Raw genomic sequence first — 15,500 nt, forward strand, 5'->3', positions numbered from 1 at the left:
ACAACGGTCCCGCCGCCTACGCTCTCCAAGCGCATGCGAGAGCCCGCGATTCAGCCACTCTGCATCTCGCAGCTGCGGTATTCCTTGGGGTCCAGAAACTCCGCCAGACAAGAACCGACGCGCAGCGCCTGCTCGCGTGCGTCGCCCCGGTATTCGCCCTGCCCTGCGCCCTCGATCGTGGCTACGGGCGCGGCACGGTCGCGGTGGTAAACGAACGCGGTGGAAAGCCACAGCGTCGCGCCAGGCGCCTGGCTTTCCAGGGTCTCCACGCGGAATTCACCGCAGTAACCGTGGATCAGGGTGCGTCGAAGTGTCTTGTGCGTCATGCGCGCAGTATCGCCATGCGCATTTGAAGACCGCGTCGAAATCGATTGCATTGCGTGCGCATAGGACCTACGCGGATGAACGGGTGGCCGGACCAACGCGCGAGTCTGCATCCACGCTGGATCACGTCAGCGCAAGCACGCGCGCATGCAGCACGAAGACTGTGCAGCGCGCGCAAAATCGAGGCAGTGACGGGGAACAACAGATCCGGTGAGAACCGGGAAGCCTTGCGAACGAAGGCTTGGACATGGTGGCCGAGGACGGAATCGAACCGCCGACACGGGGATTTTCAATCCCCTGCTCTACCAACTGAGCTACTCGGCCACTTAACCTGCAACACGATGCCTGCGTTGCGAGGACGCGCACTATAGCGAGCAGGCGCAGTTTGGGCAAGCGTTGCGAGCAACTTTGTTGCCGGCCGCGGTGGGGGCCGCGTTTCTTGCACCGCTTCACGCCGCGCGGCCGGCGACATGGCCTAGCCTGCGCGCGTTCACCGGAGATTGTCATGCGCCTGCCCCGCCTGCTGTTGTCGTTCGTCGCCCTGCTGCCGCTGACAGCGTTTGCGCAACAACCGGTGCGCGCGGTACCGCAGCTGGACATCTCGCGCTATGCCGGCCAGTGGCATGAGATTGCGCACCTGCCGGTGTCGTTCCAGAAAAAGTGCCGCAGCGACATTACCGCCAGCTACACCTTGCGCGACGATGGCTTGATCGGCGTGCGCAATGGCTGCCGCACCGCCGATGGCAGCCTGACCCAGGCCGACGGCGTGGCGCGCCCGGTCGCCGGCCAGCCCGGGCAGTTGCAGGTGCGCTTTGCTCCCGAGTGGCTGGGTTGGTTGCCGCTGGTGTGGGCCGACTATTGGGTGATCGCGCTCGACCCGGATTACCAATGGGCGGTGGTCGGCGAGCCGGATCGCAAGTACCTGTGGATCCTGTCGCGCTCGCCACAGATGCAGCGCGCGCAACTGGAACGGCTCAAGGCGCAGGCGACCGAGATGGGCTACGACCTGTCGCCGTTGATTGTGGCCGCGCCGATATTGTGAGGCTGCGTATCACCTGGCGTAATGATCCGGCACCCGCGCTTCGCGCACTCGGGAGCGGCGACCGTACTGCGTAGTATTCTTGGCGCCGCCTCATTCCGCCAAGGACCCGAGTCCATGCGTCGTGCCTATCGCCTTCTTCTTGTGTCGCTGGCCTGCGGGCTACTGCTGAGCGCCTGCGGCGGCGCAGTCCGCCGGGTGTCCGAGCCGGCCGCCAGCATCCAGCAACTGACCGTGCGTGCCGACGGCTCCTGGTCGGTGGACCTGCGCCTGCAGAACTACAGCAGCATCCCGATGCAGTTCGAACGCGTGGCACTGGAAATCTCTGCCGGCGATCAACTGGCCGGCAAGCTCGACCAGGCCGTGGGCATGTCGATCGGCCCGGAAACCGCAGACGTGGTCACCGTCACCGTGCAACCCACCTCGCTGGGCCGCATCACCGCGGCCGACGTGCTGGCCGGCGGCCGCTCGTTCCCGTACACGCTCAAGGGCACGGTCTGGGCGACCCCACAGGACAAGAAACAACGCGAGTTCAGTGTGGAATCGCGCAATACGCTCAGCCCGGCTCCCGGCCTCAACGGCGTGCTGCGCTAATGCGCACGCCTCCCGTACCCGCTTCCAAGGATCCCGCATGAGCAGCTATACCGCCCCGCTGGCCGATTTCCGCTTTGCCCTGCACGACGTGCTCGGCGCGCATGCCCTGTTCGCCCGGCTCGGCTACACCGAGGCCAGCACCGACATCATCGACGCCGTCCTCGAAGAGGCCGGCCGCTTCACCTCGCAGGTGCTGGCGCCGCTCAACAGCGTGGGCGACGAGATCGGTTGCGCGTTCGACAAGAGCACGCACGCGGTGACCACCCCGCCCGGCTTCCGCGCCGCCTACGATCAATTCGTGGAAGGCGGCTGGAACGGGCTCACCGCCGAACCGCAATTCGGCGGCCAGGGCATGCCGCACACGCTGGGCGTGCCGCTGAGCGAAATGATCAACGCCGCCAACCTGGCCTGGGGCAACTTTCCGCTGCTGTCGCATGGCGCGATGGAAGCCCTGCGCCAGCACGGCGAGACCTGGCAGCAGGACGTCTTCCTCAAACCCCTGATCGACGGCCGCTGGACCGGCACCATGTGCCTGACCGAACCGCATTGCGGCACCGACCTGGGCCTGCTCAAGACCCGCGCCGAACCCAATCCCGATGGCAGCTACGCCATCACCGGCACCAAGATCTTCATCACAGCCGGCGAGCACGACCTCACCGACAACATCGTGCACCTGGTACTGGCCAAGCTGCCGGACGCACCGGCCGGCGCCAAGGGCATCTCGCTGTTCGTCACCCCCAAGTTCAAGGTGGGCCGCGACGGCAGCGTGGGCGAGCGGAATGCGCTGCATTGCGGCTCCATCGAGCACAAGATGGGCATCAAGGGCTCTGTCACCTGCGTGATGAACTTCGAGGGCGCGCAAGGCTACCTGGTCGGCCAGCCCCACAAGGGACTGCAGGCGATGTTTACGATGATGAATACCGCACGCCTGAGCGTGGGCCTGCAAGGCATCGGGTTGTCCGAGCGCGCCTACCAGAACGCCCTGCGCTACAGCCGCGAGCGGTTGCAATCGCGGGCGCTCAGCGGCGCCAAATTCCCGGACAAGCCGGCCGACCCGATCATCGTGCACCCGGACGTGCGCCGCATGTTGCTGACCATCAAGTCGCTGACCGAAGGCAGCCGCCTGCTCGCGTTGCATGCGGCCAGCCTGGTCGACGTTGCCCATCGCGGCGAGAGCGAACGCGAACGCGCCGACGCCGAGACCCTGGTGAGCTTCCTCACCCCGATCTCCAAGGCCTGCCAGACCGAATGGTCGATCGAGAACACCTACCACGCGCTGCAGTGCTTCGGCGGCCACGGCTACATCCGCGAATACGGCATGGAGCAGCTGGCCCGCGACGCGCGCATCACCACCATCTACGAAGGCACCACCGGCATCCAGGCGCTGGACCTGATCGGCCGCAAGACCGCCGCCAGCCAGGCCGCCGGGCTAAAGCTCTTCCTGGCCGATGTGGAAACCTTCGCTAACGCCCAGGACGGCAACGCTGCGCTGGCCGAGTTCATCAAGCCGCTGCGCGATAAGTGCAGCGAATGGGCGATGCTGACCCGCGATGTGCTCGACCGCGCCGCGCGCAACCCGGACGAACTGGGCGCGGCCAGCCACGACTACCTGTTTTATTCGGGCTACGTGGTGCTGGCGTACTGGTGGGCGCGCAGCGTGGCCGCTGCCGATGCCTCCGCGCACAGCGAGGACTTCAAGCGCGCCAAGCGGGAGACGGCGCGGTTCTACTTTGCCCGCATCCTGCCGCGCACCCTGACCCATGCCGCCGCCATCCGCAGCGGCGCCGCACCGCTGATGACCCTGGAAGCGGAGCTGTTCGGCGAAGGCTGAGCGCCTCGCGGCCAGGTGCGCTCCTACGGCTCACGCCGCGGAATTCTGCCGCTGTCGTAGGAGCGGACCTGGCCGCGACAGAGCGGTATCGCTCGACAAAGCCTCGCGCCCGGGGGCGCTCCTACGGCTCATCAACGCCATCACTGCGTTCGACGAGCGATTCCGCAGCGCGGCGGCACGCAATGGCGGGCAACGGGACTTGCCGAGCCAGTGCTTTGAAGACACGCGCCAACGCCATTCGCTGCGATACACAAACTGTCAACGATCGGGTATAAGCTGTTTTCCCGATGGAGACAGACACGCACGTTCGTGATGTGATCGTCCCCGGAGGCAGCGCTGCCCCGGACACGGGCAGCGCTGTCGCCGCAATCCACCAACTCCCCACGCTTCGCCTGCTGTCGCTCGATGCGCATGGCCGCGTGCTGGACTGGATCAACTGGCAAGACGCTGCCTGCCTGTACGCCCGCGATGCGGTGTCGTGGACGCTGGGCGAGCCATGCATGCAGATCCACGGCGGCATCTCGCGGCTGACCGGCGAGCGCAGCACGCTGGAACTGCACCCCATCATCGCCGCGCGCGGGCATGCCCGGTCGCGCGCGCTGGACCCGACCCCGACCCTCAGCAACACCGCGTTATTCGCGCGCGATTCGCAGCTGTGCATGTATTGCGGCCAGCATTTCAGTCGCCCGCACCTGACCCGCGACCACGTCATGCCGGTGTCCAAAGGCGGTCGCGACAGTTGGGAAAACGTGGTGACCGCCTGCTTCCAGTGCAATTCGCGCAAGGCCAACCGCACGCCGCAACAGGCGCATATGCCGCTGCTGGCGGTGCCCTATCGGCCGAGCTGGATCGAGCACCTGATCCTGTCCAACCGCAACATCCTGTCCGATCAGATGGCCTTTTTGCGCGCGCAGCTGCCCAAACGCTCCAAGCTGTCGCTGTAAGCCGGCTGGCCACGCGTTGCGCCTGCTGGCTGGTGAGTGGCCGCGCCACCCTTCGGCCGAGTGCCAAGACAACCACGGGCGCTTGGGCCCGGATGCGCGTGCGGTTGCCCCACTCGCGCCGCGGCGCTGGCGGCTTCGCTGGCGCACGGGGTCCGACGTGACATCGAACCCGGCCACGGCGATCCAACGCATGAGGCACCCGGACACGGCCGAGCGTCCCATCCCACGCAGGCAAGGGGCCAAGTGGTCTAGAAGACTCGGCGCAATCGGTCCATCGAACGGTGCGGCAGATTGCCGCAGGTGTCGGTAAGCATCGCGCGCGCCAGGCGTGACGGTGCGTGTGCCCATCACTTCCCGCTGACAGCTGAACCGGTTTGCTTGCCGGGCCTTCGCATGGGGAGGACAATACGGCTTCAGAAGATTGACACGATGATGATCGACACCACCCGCTATCCGCGCCTGTCCCGCATCCAGACTCCCGACGATCTGCGCCGCTTCGACGAAGCCGAGCTGACCGCGATCGCCGAAGAACTGCGCTCCTATCTGATCGAATCGGTGGGCAAGAGCGGCGGGCACTTCGCGGCCGGCCTGGGCGTGATCGAGCTCACCGTCGCCCTGCACTACCTGTATCAGACCCCGGTGGATCAGCTGGTGTGGGACGTCGGGCATCAGACCTACCCGCACAAGATCCTCACCGGCCGGCGCGACCAGATCCACACGGTCAAGCAGAAGGACGGCGTGGCGCCGTTTCCCAAGCGCGAAGAAAGCATCTACGACACCTTCGGTGTGGGCCATTCGTCGACCTCGATCTCGGCCGCGCTCGGCATGGCCATCGCTGCGCAGCGCAACGGCGACGACCGCAAGGTGGTGGCGGTGATCGGCGACGGCGCAATGACCGCTGGCATGGTCTACGAAGCGCTGAACCACGCTGGCGGCATGGACCCGGAACCGAATCTGCTGGTGATCCTCAACGACAACCGCATGTCGATCTCCGAAGCAGTGGGCGGGTTGACCAAGATGCTGGGGCGCGCCAGCGGCAGCCGCACGCTCAATGCGATCCGCGAAGGCGGCAAGAAGATCCTCGGCGACAAGAAGAACAACCCTACCGCGCGTTTCGTGCGGCGTTGGGAAGAACACTGGAAAGGCATGTTCGTGCCGTCCACGCTGTTCGAGGAGATGGGCTTCCATTACACCGGCCCGATCGATGGCCACGACCTGCCCAGCCTGGTCGGCGCACTGAAGACCCTGCAGACGCTCAAGGGCCCGCAACTGCTGCACGTCATCACCACCAAGGGCAAGGGCTACGAGCTGGCCGAAGGCGATCAGATCGGTTATCACGCCGTTGGCCCGTTCGATCCGAGCAAGGGCCTGGTGGCAAAGGCCGGCGCCAAGAAGCCGACCTATACCGACGTCTTCAGCGACTGGGTCTGCGACATGGCCGCCGCCGAACCCAAGCTGTTGGTGATCACACCGGCGATGCGCGAGGGCTCGGGCCTGGTGCGCTTCAGCAAGGAATATCCGCAGCGCTATTTCGATGTGGCCATTGCCGAGCAGCACGCGGTAACGCTGGCCGCTGGCATGGCGACCCAGGGCGCCAAGCCGGTGGTCGCGATCTATTCCACCTTCCTGCAGCGCGGCTACGACCAACTGGTGCACGACGTGGCGGTGCAGCAACTGGATGTGCTGTTTGCGATCGATCGCGGCGGCGTGGTCGGCCCGGATGGCGCCACCCATGCCGGCAATCTGGATCTGAGCTTCCTGCGCTGCGTGCCGCACATGGTGGTGATGGCGCCGGCCGATGAGGCCGAATGCCGTCAGATGCTGAGCACCGGCGTGCAGTACCAGGGCCCGGCAGCGGTGCGCTACCCGCGCGGCACCGGCCCGGGTGTTGCGCTCGATGCCTCGCTGGCCACCCTACCGATCGGCAAGGCGCAGCTGCGCCACAGCGGCACCCGCATTGCCCTGCTCGGCTTCGGCGCGACGGTGGATGCGGCAGAGGCGGTCGGCCGCGAACTGGGGCTGACGGTCGTGAACATGCGCTTCGTCAAGCCGCTGGACAAGGCGATGCTGCTGGAGCTCGCAAAAACCCACGACGGCTTCGTCACCATCGAAGACAACGTGGTTGCAGGCGGCGCAGGTGCTGGCGTGTCGGAACTGCTCAACGCCGAAGCCGTTACCATGCCGATGCTGCACCTGGGCCTGCCGGACAGCTTCCAGCATCACGCCAGCCGCGAAGACCTGCTGGCCGAGGCCGGCATCGACCAGGCCGGCATTCGCGCCGCCGTGCTCAAGCGCTGGCCGCAACTGATGACCAGCAAGACGCCTGCGTTGAACGCTGCGGCAGGCTGAGCGCGCCGACAGATTCGTTGTGGCGCGTGCCGCATTACACTGGCGGCAACGCGCCAGTACGCGCGAAACCCTCCACCAGCTGCGCGATGCGCGCCTGCGATTGGATCAGTTGTAGCGCCGCCTGCAGGCGACGCACGCCATGTGGCACCTCGCCGGCGCCGAGCGCCTGACGCAGCAACGCCGGCAAGCCATCCAGATCGCGCAACCACCAGGCAGCACCTGCCACCTGCAGGCGCGCGGCGTGATCGAACTGGTCGTAATCCAGCGGGTAGACGATGGCCGGCAATCCCGCGGCGAGGCAGGCGTAGAGAATGCCGGCGCCGCCGTGATGGATCACCAAGGCGTAGCGGTGCAGGTGCTGGGCGTAATCCACATAGGGCAGCCGCTGATAGTTGCCCTGCCCCGGCTGCGGCGAAGCGCCGGTGTCGCCGTCGCTGAAATGGAAGACCACCTCCGGGAACTGCGGCGCCAGCGCACGCAACACGCCATCCATGCGCTGCTTGACCCATTGCAGATGCGTGCCCAGCGTCACCAGCACATGCCGGCGACCGTCGACGAAGGTGGGCGCCGGCACCGACGAAGGCGGCGTGCACAACTGCGGCCCGACAAAGCGCACTGCCGTCGGCCAGCGTTGCGCCAGCTCGAACGACGGAACTCCCAGGGCCAGGATGCACTGCGGCGAATACACCGCCTCGCTGCGATCGCGGCGATAGATTGCCGGCAACCCGCACGCGCGCATCTGGCGCCGATAGCAAAGGTGCAGGGTCCGTTTGAAGCCACGTGTGAGCCGGCGTGCCGCTGCATGCCAGACACGCTGCAAGGGTGTGGTCGCAGGCAGCAACCCGCCAAAGTATGCGGGCGGCCCATCCGTGGTTTCGATCACGCATGGAGACGGCATGCTGGTCCACCAGGCAATGCCCATCGTCTGTGCGGCCAGTCCTGCGCTGGGCAGGGTGAAGTCGACGATCACCAGATCCGGCCGCCGCGCGTGCCAGCGCTGCTGCAGCGCTTCGCCGAGCTGCGCCATAAGCCCGAGTGCGCTGTGCAACTGCCGACGCAGGCGCACGGGGTTGTGGCCCACTGCATGCGGCGGGTTGGCGATGGAAAGCAGCAAGCGATCGGCATGCGCATCCAGCACGCTGGCAGCGGCGAGCCCACATGCCTCGATGCGCGCCCGCGCAGCAGGCGTGCTGATGACGCAGACATCGTGCTGCGCGGTGAGCTGTTGCGCGATCGCCAGGATGGGATGCAGATGGCCGCTGTAGGGCGGTGCGATCAGATCAATGCGCATGCGCTGCGCCCTGTCGCATTCGTTCGATCTGCGCGACAAAGCGCTGGCACTCGGCAAGCACCTCGGCGTTGCGCAGGTACGCCATGTGTCCGCACGCAGGTCTGGCATCGACCTGCCCATCGAACAGTGTTCGAGAGATCCAGTCGCTGCGGCCCTGTACCACGCGCAGCTGGCCGAACACTGAGGGCGCATGACACACTGGGCCGTACGCAAAAACCGCCAGGCGTGCACGCAGCGCATCCGGCAACTGCAATGCGGTCAACAGCTGCAGTCCGCAGCTGCCGGCAAGAAGCAGCGTCATCGGCGCCTGATCCAGCAGCGCATGGACACGCTTGCGATCGGCTTCGGCAAGGCGGGCATGTCGGGCCGCAAGATACTGCCGTGCATTGGAGAGGCAGGCACGCCACAACGGCGTACGCCGGTGCGGCGCGCCGTTGCGGTGGTACGGGTAATTGCAATCCAGCAGCTGCCGGCCTGCGCCCTGCAGCTGTTGCAGAAATGCGCCCTGCTCCGCACTCAAGGCGCAGCTTGCCGGATCGCTTTGCCCGGTGAGGAAGGCGATCTGCAGCGGCCCCGACTCACTCCGCACGAAAGCACCCATTCGGTAGCACGCGGTAACGCCGCGTGCGCCAGCGGATCGTGCGCACCAGCGCTGCGTGCAGCAGATGCAGCGGCTGCAGGCATTCGGCGCATAGCGACACCAGCAGGCGGTGGCGAACGGCGCCGGTGACGCGCCATTGCACAGCGCACAGCAGCAGCGCGCGCACCAGCAAGACGATCAGCACGCAGAGTGCAGCCGGCCAGGTGTGCTGCATGCAAGCGCAGACCAGCATGGCCACCAGCAGCAACGGCGGCAGCCCCTGCAACACGCCGATGGCACTGCGTACGTGCAGGCGTTGACGGCCTAGCAGGATCGATGCGAACAGCATCCAGCGATGCATCTGGCGCATATAGCCACGCAGGTCGGGCATGGCGGTACGCATCGCCACCGGCGCAGTGGATTGCCAGAGCCGCCCGCCGCGGTCGCGCACCAGGGTGGCGAAGGCCAGATCGTCGGTCAGCTGCTCCAGCAATGCAGTAAAGCCACCCCAGCTGCGCAGCTGTTCGGTACGCGCGGCATAGCACATGCCATTGATGGTCAGCGGCGCTGCGAATGGCAGCCAGCCCAAGTACGTGAGCGCGGCATTGTTGTTGACGAACTGCGCCAACAGGCGCCCGGCCAGCGTGGCGCTGTCGCGGTAATACGGCAGTGCGGTGACCACATCGGCATGCGTGAGGTCCGACAACAGTTGCGACAGCGCATGGCCGCCGAGGTGCGCATCGTCGTCGAGAACCAGGCTGACAGCCGCATCGATGTGCGGCAGCGCGTAATCGAGTTTCCAGGCCTTGGGGTTGATGCCTGGTGGCGCCGCGGGCACGAGAATGCGCGCGATCCGCAGCTGCGGATATTGCGCAACGACAGCAGCGGCAGCGGCGTTTCCCGGGCCATCGTCGGCATCCAGCAACCAGACGAACTGCGCCTGCGGCAATGCCTGCGCGTTGGCAACAAGCACCTCCTGCAAATGCGCATCGCCACCAAGAATAGGCTGCAGGATCGCCACCTCGGCCGGCGTGGCAACGGCACGGCGCGCCGGCCTCGCGCGTTCGCCACGCATGACCCACAGCACGGCCGCCGTCTTGACCAGCAGCACGGCCAGATACAGCGCGGCCAGGATGGGAACGATCAGGTCCACTGCGCTGCCTGCCAGCGCACGAAGGCGTCCACGCCCTCGTCCAGGCCGACGCTGGGCGGGCCCAGATCGGCAAGCGTGCGGCGCGGATCGAAGGTCTTGGAATATGCGAACACGCCAACGCCGAAGCGCGTGATCGGCGGCTCGCCCCGCAGCCGCAGCCCGCGATACACCGCTTCCACCACGCTGGCCATGCGCAATGCGGTGCCGATGCGCACCTCGCGCCGTGGCAACGGCAGCTGCAGGCGCGCCAGCACCTCCAACAACAACTGCTGCAGGTCCACCGGGTGTGCGTTGGTGAGATTGTAAGCAGCCTGCAACTGCGGCGCGGTGGCCGCGCGGTACAGGTAATCGCACAGCGTATCGATATAGATCAGGTCGCCGATCACCGGCTGGGTCTGACCGACGAAACGTGGCAATGCACCCTTGCGCGCGGCGGCGATCACGCGCGGAAACAGCACCGTGTCGCCGGGCCCGAATACCGCACGCGGGCGCAACACGCTCTTTTCCCCGGGATAGTCATCCAGCAACGTCTCGCCAAGATACTTGGTTTGTGCGTATGTATTGACGAACGCCGGGCCGATCGGGCTGTCTTCATCCAGGCCGTATTGATGCGCTTCGCGATAGAACACCGAACTGGAGGAGACATACAGCAGGCGCGGGCAGCCGTTGCGCTTGCAGAAGTCGATGAGGTTGGCGGTGGCCTGGACATTGTGCCGCTGAAACTGCGCACGCGTGCCCCACGGCGAGGCCAACGCAGCTGCATGAATCACCACATCCGGTTGCCAGTCCAGCGAGAAGGCCTGGCTCAGATCGATGCGATGGTAGTTGGGCAGGTCGCTGGCGCGGCGGCCGATACCGTGAATCTCGACGCCCGGCTGCCCCTGAAAGCGCCGCAGGAATGCACCACCGACAAAACCGGACGCGCCGGTCACGAGAATGCGCAGGCTCATCGCCACTCCGGTTGATATCGGTCAAGACTCGGCTGGCAATGCGAAGGCAGGATGACCAGTTCCGGATGGGCGTGCGACAAGGCGTGCAAGCGATGCACGGTGTGCTGGAATGCGTGCCAGTCGTGCATCAGCAGACGCGTGGGCCAGGCCGGCCATTGCAGCGTGGCCCAGGTGGCCGAGGACCATACCGCGTCCGCACACAGCAACACCTCGCGGTCGTGCTGGTCGCGTACCCACAGTCCCATCTGGCCGGGCACGTGCCCGGGTAGCGATACCGCGAGCACGCTGCCGTCCTCGAACAGATCGTAGGCCGGGCCGAGCTCCTGCCAGGCTCCAGTCAACGCGCGCTGCGGTGCCTGGTCGGCAAACTGCAGCCGCTGGTCGAAGTCGTCCGGCAGCAGCTGCGGCAGCAAGGCGCGGCGCAACCCACCCATGCGCGAACAGCTGCGCAGCTGCTGGTAATCCGCGCGCAGGCAGAAAAAGCGCGCATTGGGCAGATCGCGCAGGCCGCCGACATGGTCGGCGTGGAAGTGCGAAATCAGGCACCAGGCGATGTCATCCAGCGATACGCCACGTTTGTTCAACTGCGCGCCCAGGGTTTGGTCGGCGGGCAAGCTGACTGGCGTGGTCCAGCGGTACAGGCGCTCCGGCCAGGGATCGGTGGCACGAAAAAAATGCGCGGCATAGCCGGTGTCGTACAACAGCGCGCCACGCTGCGGATGCCGGATCAGCACGCTCAGTGCGGGGAATTCCACCGCATGCCAGTGACCATCTGCACGCACCATGCGTTCGCAATGGCGGCAGTGGCCCACGCGCAGCAGCTCGAGCGACACGCGGACCGGCATCAGTAACGCAACACCATGCCGCCGATGGCAAGCCCTGCCCCGGTGCCGAGCAGCGCGACCAGATCGCCACGCTGCAGGCCCAGGTCGACGCGTGCGTGATGCAGCGCATGCGGCAACGACGCGGCGACCTGGTTACCCGTGTGTTGCAGGATGCGCACCACCTGTTCGGGGCGCAGTCCCAAGGTCTGCACCACATGATCCAGGCCGCCGCCGGAAGCCTGGTGCGGTACCAGGCAACGCAAGGCTGCGGTGGCGGTGCCGGCCTCGTGCAGCAGCTGTTCCCAAAACGCCGGCAGATGCCGTGCGGCGAAACGGTAGGCGCCGCGTCCATCCATGCAGAACACGCGCGAGGCATCGGGCGCGCTGTCTTCGCCATGCGGGTAACGCGTGCCACCGCCGCGAATGCGGCACAGCTCGGCGCCATTGCCATAGCTGGACAGCCGGCTGGAGAGCAGCGCCGAGCCCTGCCCTGCGTCGCTGCGTCCAACGACCACTGCGGCTGCGCCATCGCCGAACAAGCCGGCCGTGGCCGGCGTCGCCGCATCCAGCCCGGCCGATGCGACTTCGCTGGAGACGATCAGCACGCGCTCGTAGCGACCCAGCGCCAGTGCGTTGGCCGCCATGTCCAGGGCCACCAGAAAACTGAGGCAGGTTGCATTGACGTCGAATGCGGGGATGCCCGAATCGCCGAGGCCGAGCGCGCGCTGGATCAGCACCGCCTGGCAGGGAATCGGCTGCTCCATGACGCTGCAGGCGGAGATCAGGCAATCGATCCGGCTGGCATCGAGCCCGGCGCTGGCCAAGGCCTGCTGTGCAGCGGCTGCCCCCATCGACGATGCGGTCTCGCCCTCGCCCACGTAATGGCGCGTCTCCACGCCCAGACGCGCGAACGTGGTTCCGGCCGGCAACTGCCAGCGCTCGTCCAACTGGCGCGATGTCACTTCCGTCGCCGGAACATGGCGCCCGGTGCCCAGGATGCGCAGCGGCAATGCGTTCAACGCGGAGCTCTCAAAACATGAAGGCGCGCAGCATACCGTGGCCGCATCGGTAGGCCCACCGCCGTGCATGCCGATACACCTTTAAGCGCATGCACCGCGAGGCACGCCGCGCAACAGCCGCCTGCCGCATCCATTGCGTCTCTGCCAACTGCTGTGCTCGTGCTCGGCATGACGCGCCAGGCGCACGCGGCGACATCGCCTCAAGGCGCTTCCACCTCATAGCCCAGCGCTTGCAGGCGTGCCAGATAGCCATCCGGCGCGGTCAACCGGCTGATCGGCAACACCGCGAACGTGCTGCGATTGCGTTGCAGCGCAGCGGTGGCGATACCCAGCCAATGCTCGCGCATGCGCCGTTCCAGATCGTCGATGCCGCGTTTCCTTGCAGCACCGGAGCTGGCCATTGCGTCCATGCAGGCGGCCTGCGGGTCTTCGCGCGGCAGCCGACGCAAGGCCTCGACATCGCCCACCGACCAGGCATTGGCGCGCTCCACCATCGTCGGCAGGTCGCGCTCCACGGCCACCAGAATGCTGCGGAAACATGCGGTATCGTCCATTCCGCCGGCACGGAATTCCTTGAGCGCCTGGCGCGGGTCCTTGATCTTGTAGTCCAGCGCGGTCGGTGTGGGTTTGATGCCGGCACGCTTGGCAGCGCGTTCCACCACTGGCCAAACCACCGGCGAACGGGCCAGGCCGGAGCGCTTGATCGCCGCCTGATACAACTCGCCGGCAGCCAGCATCGGGCGTTTGCGCTCAACGCCGCGGTCGCTGCCGAGATAGCGCGCCTTGGACACGCTCCAGCGCGCATACAGGTCGGCCGGCAAGATGTCGCGCAGCTCGCGCCCGTCTTCGTTCTTCATCGCTTTCATGGCCGACGGCAGCAAGGTCAGCTTGCCGAAGAATCCCATGTCCGCATCCACCTGCACGGTTGGCGCTGCCAGCACCTGCTGGGACTGGCCGATGATGGTTTCCACTTCGGTCGACTGCCACTGCAGCCGCTTCGGCAAGGGCGACAAGGTACCCAGGATCCACAACACATGATCGCCCTTACTGACCTTCCACAAGCCCGGCCCGGGCTGCACGCCGCGCACGACCATGGCCTCCAGATCCACCACTGCTGGTGCCGGCGTCGCCACCTTGGGCGGCACGGCTTCCCCGGCGGTCGCCAGCAGCGACACCAGCATCAAACCCATTCCCCATCCCGCGACCTTGCGTTGCATGGTGTCTTGCCCCCTGTTTGAGGCGGACAGTACGCCAAGCCGGCAGCAGCCGCGTTAGGGAAGCGTTCGGACGCGCAAGCGCGGTCGATGATCAGCGTGGCAGCAGCGTCGCCAGGCGTGCGGCCAGCGGCGAGGCCTTGTCGAGCAACGCAAAGCCTTCCCAGACGAATCCCGGCGATACCGTGCAGCCCACCAGGGTGAAATCGCCGAGCGAGCGCGCCGCTTGCCAGCAGCCTGCCGGCACCACATGCATCGGCTCGCCGCGTTCGGCGGCATCCACGATCACACGCTGCACTTGTTCGGTACAGGTGTCATAGATCAGCAGTTCCAAGGCATCGCCCAGCTGCCAATGCCAGGTTTCTTCCGCATCCACGCGGTGCCACGCACTGCATTCGCCGGCACTCAGCAAAAAACGGATGGCGGTCATTGCCGGGCGGGTCTGGCCGTTGTCGGTCACCTGACGCGCAGAGGCATGGATGCGGCGGTAGTGCCCGCCTTCCGGATGCGGGGCGAGGTCCAGCGAGCGGATCAGGGCGGCGGCGGTTGGATGCATGCAGGCATGCTAGGCCAGACACGCCTGCGCTGCATCAGGGCAGCTGCTTTCCCGCGCGCAAGCAGGTGCGGAAGAACACCAACAGATCCCAGCTATAGCGCTTGAGCAAACGGCGTGGCTCGTTGAGCAGCCGATACATCCACTCCATGTGCAGGCCTCGCACCCACTCGGGCGCACGCTTTGCGGTACCGGACAAGAAATCGAGCAATGCGCCCACCCCGAACACCAGCGGCACGCTCAGCACATGGCTGTGGTCCAGGATCCAGCGCTCCTGCAGCGGATTGCCGAACGCCACCAGCAGCACATCGGCACCGGAGCGATTGATGCGCTCGGCCAGGCCCTCGCCCGCCGCCGCAAATTCGCCATAACCATCGCACATGCCGACCACCTGCTGCCCCAAGGTCCCGGTCAGCGTCGCCGCAGCGGTCTTGCCCACACCCGGACGGCCGCCCAGCAGAAAGAATTTCAGCGGTTGCGCACTCTCACGGCACAGATACGGAATCAGGTCGGTGCCATTGAGGTTGCCGGCAAAGCGGCGGCCGTGGATCAGCCGCGCAGCCAGATCCATGCCGATCCCGTCGTTGACGATGCGCACGCTGGGCTCGCGCATGCGCGTCCGCAGCGCCTGGCATTGCACGATGAAATTGGTATTGGCAAAGAACACCCGTCGCGGCTGACGGGCGGCCAGCGCGTGGAATAGATCCAACGCAAAGGCTTCCTGCGTGGTGGACAGGACCGGAAAGCCGCCCAACGGAATCACCACACCCGGCGGCGTGGTTCCGCTGGCAATCCCCGTTGTTTCCACATCCACGCGCTGGCCCTGCATCATCGA

General features: G+C 66.3%; 15 protein-coding genes and 1 tRNA gene. 5 read left to right on the top strand and 11 right to left on the bottom strand.

All coding sequences use genetic code 11. The features are described 5' to 3' along the window. Positions 1-50: 50 nt before the first annotated feature. Together J7396_RS18450 and J7396_RS18455 are read right to left on the bottom strand one after the other, a co-directional pair. Positions 51-326: a hypothetical protein gene (locus J7396_RS18450; protein ID WP_071117744.1), complete on the bottom strand. Its 276-nt coding sequence runs from the start codon at positions 324-326 to the stop codon at positions 51-53. 246 nt (positions 327-572) lie between these two features. Then, positions 573-648 (bottom strand) — tRNA-Phe (locus J7396_RS18455). A gap of 181 nt (positions 649-829) precedes the next feature. On the opposite strand from J7396_RS18455, the gene J7396_RS18460 reads away from it, so the two are divergent. The 5 genes from J7396_RS18460 to dxs all read left to right on the top strand — a co-directional run bounded on the left by J7396_RS18460 (position 830) and on the right by dxs (position 7,081). After that, positions 830-1,366 carry a lipocalin family protein gene (locus J7396_RS18460; protein ID WP_071117745.1) on the top strand — a complete coding sequence of 179 codons (537 nt, stop codon included), beginning with the start codon at positions 830-832 and terminating at the stop codon, positions 1,364-1,366. 114 nt (positions 1,367-1,480) lie between these two features. Then, positions 1,481-1,957 carry an LEA type 2 family protein gene (locus J7396_RS18465; RefSeq protein WP_011347883.1) on the top strand — a complete coding sequence of 159 codons (477 nt, stop codon included), beginning with the start codon at positions 1,481-1,483 and terminating at the stop codon, positions 1,955-1,957. A gap of 37 nt (positions 1,958-1,994) precedes the next feature. Then, on the top strand, positions 1,995-3,788 hold the full coding sequence (locus J7396_RS18470; protein ID WP_071117746.1) for an acyl-CoA dehydrogenase C-terminal domain-containing protein: 1,794 nt from the start codon (positions 1,995-1,997) through the stop codon (positions 3,786-3,788). 287 nt (positions 3,789-4,075) lie between these two features. Continuing rightward, complete coding sequence (locus J7396_RS18475) at positions 4,076-4,732, top strand: HNH endonuclease (RefSeq protein ID WP_011347885.1); 657 nt, start codon at positions 4,076-4,078, stop codon at positions 4,730-4,732. A gap of 432 nt (positions 4,733-5,164) precedes the next feature. Continuing rightward, complete coding sequence (dxs, locus tag J7396_RS18480; RefSeq protein ID WP_041470106.1) at positions 5,165-7,081, top strand: 1-deoxy-D-xylulose-5-phosphate synthase; 1,917 nt, start codon at positions 5,165-5,167, stop codon at positions 7,079-7,081. A gap of 34 nt (positions 7,082-7,115) precedes the next feature. Here the strand turns inward: dxs and J7396_RS18485 are convergent, their stop codons facing one another. The 9 genes from J7396_RS18485 to J7396_RS18525 all read right to left on the bottom strand — a co-directional run bounded on the left by J7396_RS18485 (position 7,116) and on the right by J7396_RS18525 (position 15,497). After that, on the bottom strand, positions 7,116-8,372 hold the full coding sequence (locus J7396_RS18485; RefSeq protein ID WP_209261876.1) for a glycosyltransferase: 1,257 nt from the start codon (positions 8,370-8,372) through the stop codon (positions 7,116-7,118). Further along, on the bottom strand, positions 8,362-8,973 hold the full coding sequence (locus J7396_RS18490) for a hypothetical protein (RefSeq protein WP_209261877.1): 612 nt from the start codon (positions 8,971-8,973) through the stop codon (positions 8,362-8,364). Before J7396_RS18490 ends, J7396_RS18485 begins: the two co-directional genes overlap by 11 nt. After that, positions 8,951-10,105: a glycosyltransferase gene (locus J7396_RS18495; protein WP_031423213.1), complete on the bottom strand. Its 1,155-nt coding sequence runs from the start codon at positions 10,103-10,105 to the stop codon at positions 8,951-8,953. Before J7396_RS18495 ends, J7396_RS18490 begins: the two co-directional genes overlap by 23 nt. After that, a complete protein-coding gene (locus J7396_RS18500; RefSeq protein ID WP_008574543.1) occupies positions 10,096-11,055 on the bottom strand; it encodes an NAD(P)-dependent oxidoreductase in 960 nt (319 codons plus the stop codon). Before J7396_RS18500 ends, J7396_RS18495 begins: the two co-directional genes overlap by 10 nt. Further along, a complete protein-coding gene (locus J7396_RS18505; RefSeq protein ID WP_209261878.1) occupies positions 11,052-11,900 on the bottom strand; it encodes an MBL fold metallo-hydrolase in 849 nt (282 codons plus the stop codon). The genes J7396_RS18500 and J7396_RS18505 overlap by 4 nt, the downstream gene beginning before the upstream one ends. Continuing rightward, complete coding sequence (locus J7396_RS18510) at positions 11,900-12,898, bottom strand: 3-oxoacyl-[acyl-carrier-protein] synthase III C-terminal domain-containing protein (RefSeq protein ID WP_209261879.1); 999 nt, start codon at positions 12,896-12,898, stop codon at positions 11,900-11,902. Before J7396_RS18510 ends, J7396_RS18505 begins: the two co-directional genes overlap by 1 nt. Before the next feature lie 200 nt (positions 12,899-13,098). Then, positions 13,099-14,115, bottom strand: a complete 1,017-nt coding sequence (locus J7396_RS18515; protein WP_057682173.1) for a TraB/GumN family protein — start codon at positions 14,113-14,115, stop codon at positions 13,099-13,101. A gap of 91 nt (positions 14,116-14,206) precedes the next feature. Further along, positions 14,207-14,668: a cupin domain-containing protein gene (locus J7396_RS18520; RefSeq protein WP_008574552.1), complete on the bottom strand. Its 462-nt coding sequence runs from the start codon at positions 14,666-14,668 to the stop codon at positions 14,207-14,209. Positions 14,669-14,702: 34 nt separating this feature from the next. After that, positions 14,703-15,497, bottom strand: a complete 795-nt coding sequence (locus tag J7396_RS18525) for a WecB/TagA/CpsF family glycosyltransferase (RefSeq protein ID WP_014090471.1) — start codon at positions 15,495-15,497, stop codon at positions 14,703-14,705. Positions 15,498-15,500 lie beyond the last annotated feature (3 nt).

The organism is Xanthomonas sp. A1809, from assembly GCF_017746015.1.
Classification (GTDB): domain Bacteria; phylum Pseudomonadota; class Gammaproteobacteria; order Xanthomonadales; family Xanthomonadaceae; genus Xanthomonas; species Xanthomonas euvesicatoria.

Coding starts and splice junctions, on each gene's coding strand:
- J7396_RS18450 (WP_071117744.1), bottom strand. CDS start 326: ATGACGCACAAGACACTTCGACGCACCCTGATCCACGGTTACTGCGGT.
- J7396_RS18460 (WP_071117745.1), top strand. CDS start 830: ATGCGCCTGCCCCGCCTGCTGTTGTCGTTCGTCGCCCTGCTGCCGCTG.
- J7396_RS18465 (WP_011347883.1), top strand. CDS start 1,481: ATGCGTCGTGCCTATCGCCTTCTTCTTGTGTCGCTGGCCTGCGGGCTA.
- J7396_RS18470 (WP_071117746.1), top strand. CDS start 1,995: ATGAGCAGCTATACCGCCCCGCTGGCCGATTTCCGCTTTGCCCTGCAC.
- J7396_RS18475 (WP_011347885.1), top strand. CDS start 4,076: ATGGAGACAGACACGCACGTTCGTGATGTGATCGTCCCCGGAGGCAGC.
- dxs (WP_041470106.1), top strand. CDS start 5,165: ATGATCGACACCACCCGCTATCCGCGCCTGTCCCGCATCCAGACTCCC.
- J7396_RS18485 (WP_209261876.1), bottom strand. CDS start 8,372: ATGCGCATTGATCTGATCGCACCGCCCTACAGCGGCCATCTGCATCCC.
- J7396_RS18490 (WP_209261877.1), bottom strand. CDS start 8,973: ATGGGTGCTTTCGTGCGGAGTGAGTCGGGGCCGCTGCAGATCGCCTTC.
- J7396_RS18500 (WP_008574543.1), bottom strand. CDS start 11,055: ATGAGCCTGCGCATTCTCGTGACCGGCGCGTCCGGTTTTGTCGGTGGT.
- J7396_RS18505 (WP_209261878.1), bottom strand. CDS start 11,900: ATGCCGGTCCGCGTGTCGCTCGAGCTGCTGCGCGTGGGCCACTGCCGC.
- J7396_RS18515 (WP_057682173.1), bottom strand. CDS start 14,115: ATGCAACGCAAGGTCGCGGGATGGGGAATGGGTTTGATGCTGGTGTCG.
- J7396_RS18520 (WP_008574552.1), bottom strand. CDS start 14,668: ATGCATCCAACCGCCGCCGCCCTGATCCGCTCGCTGGACCTCGCCCCG.
- J7396_RS18525 (WP_014090471.1), bottom strand. CDS start 15,497: ATGATGCAGGGCCAGCGCGTGGATGTGGAAACAACGGGGATTGCCAGC.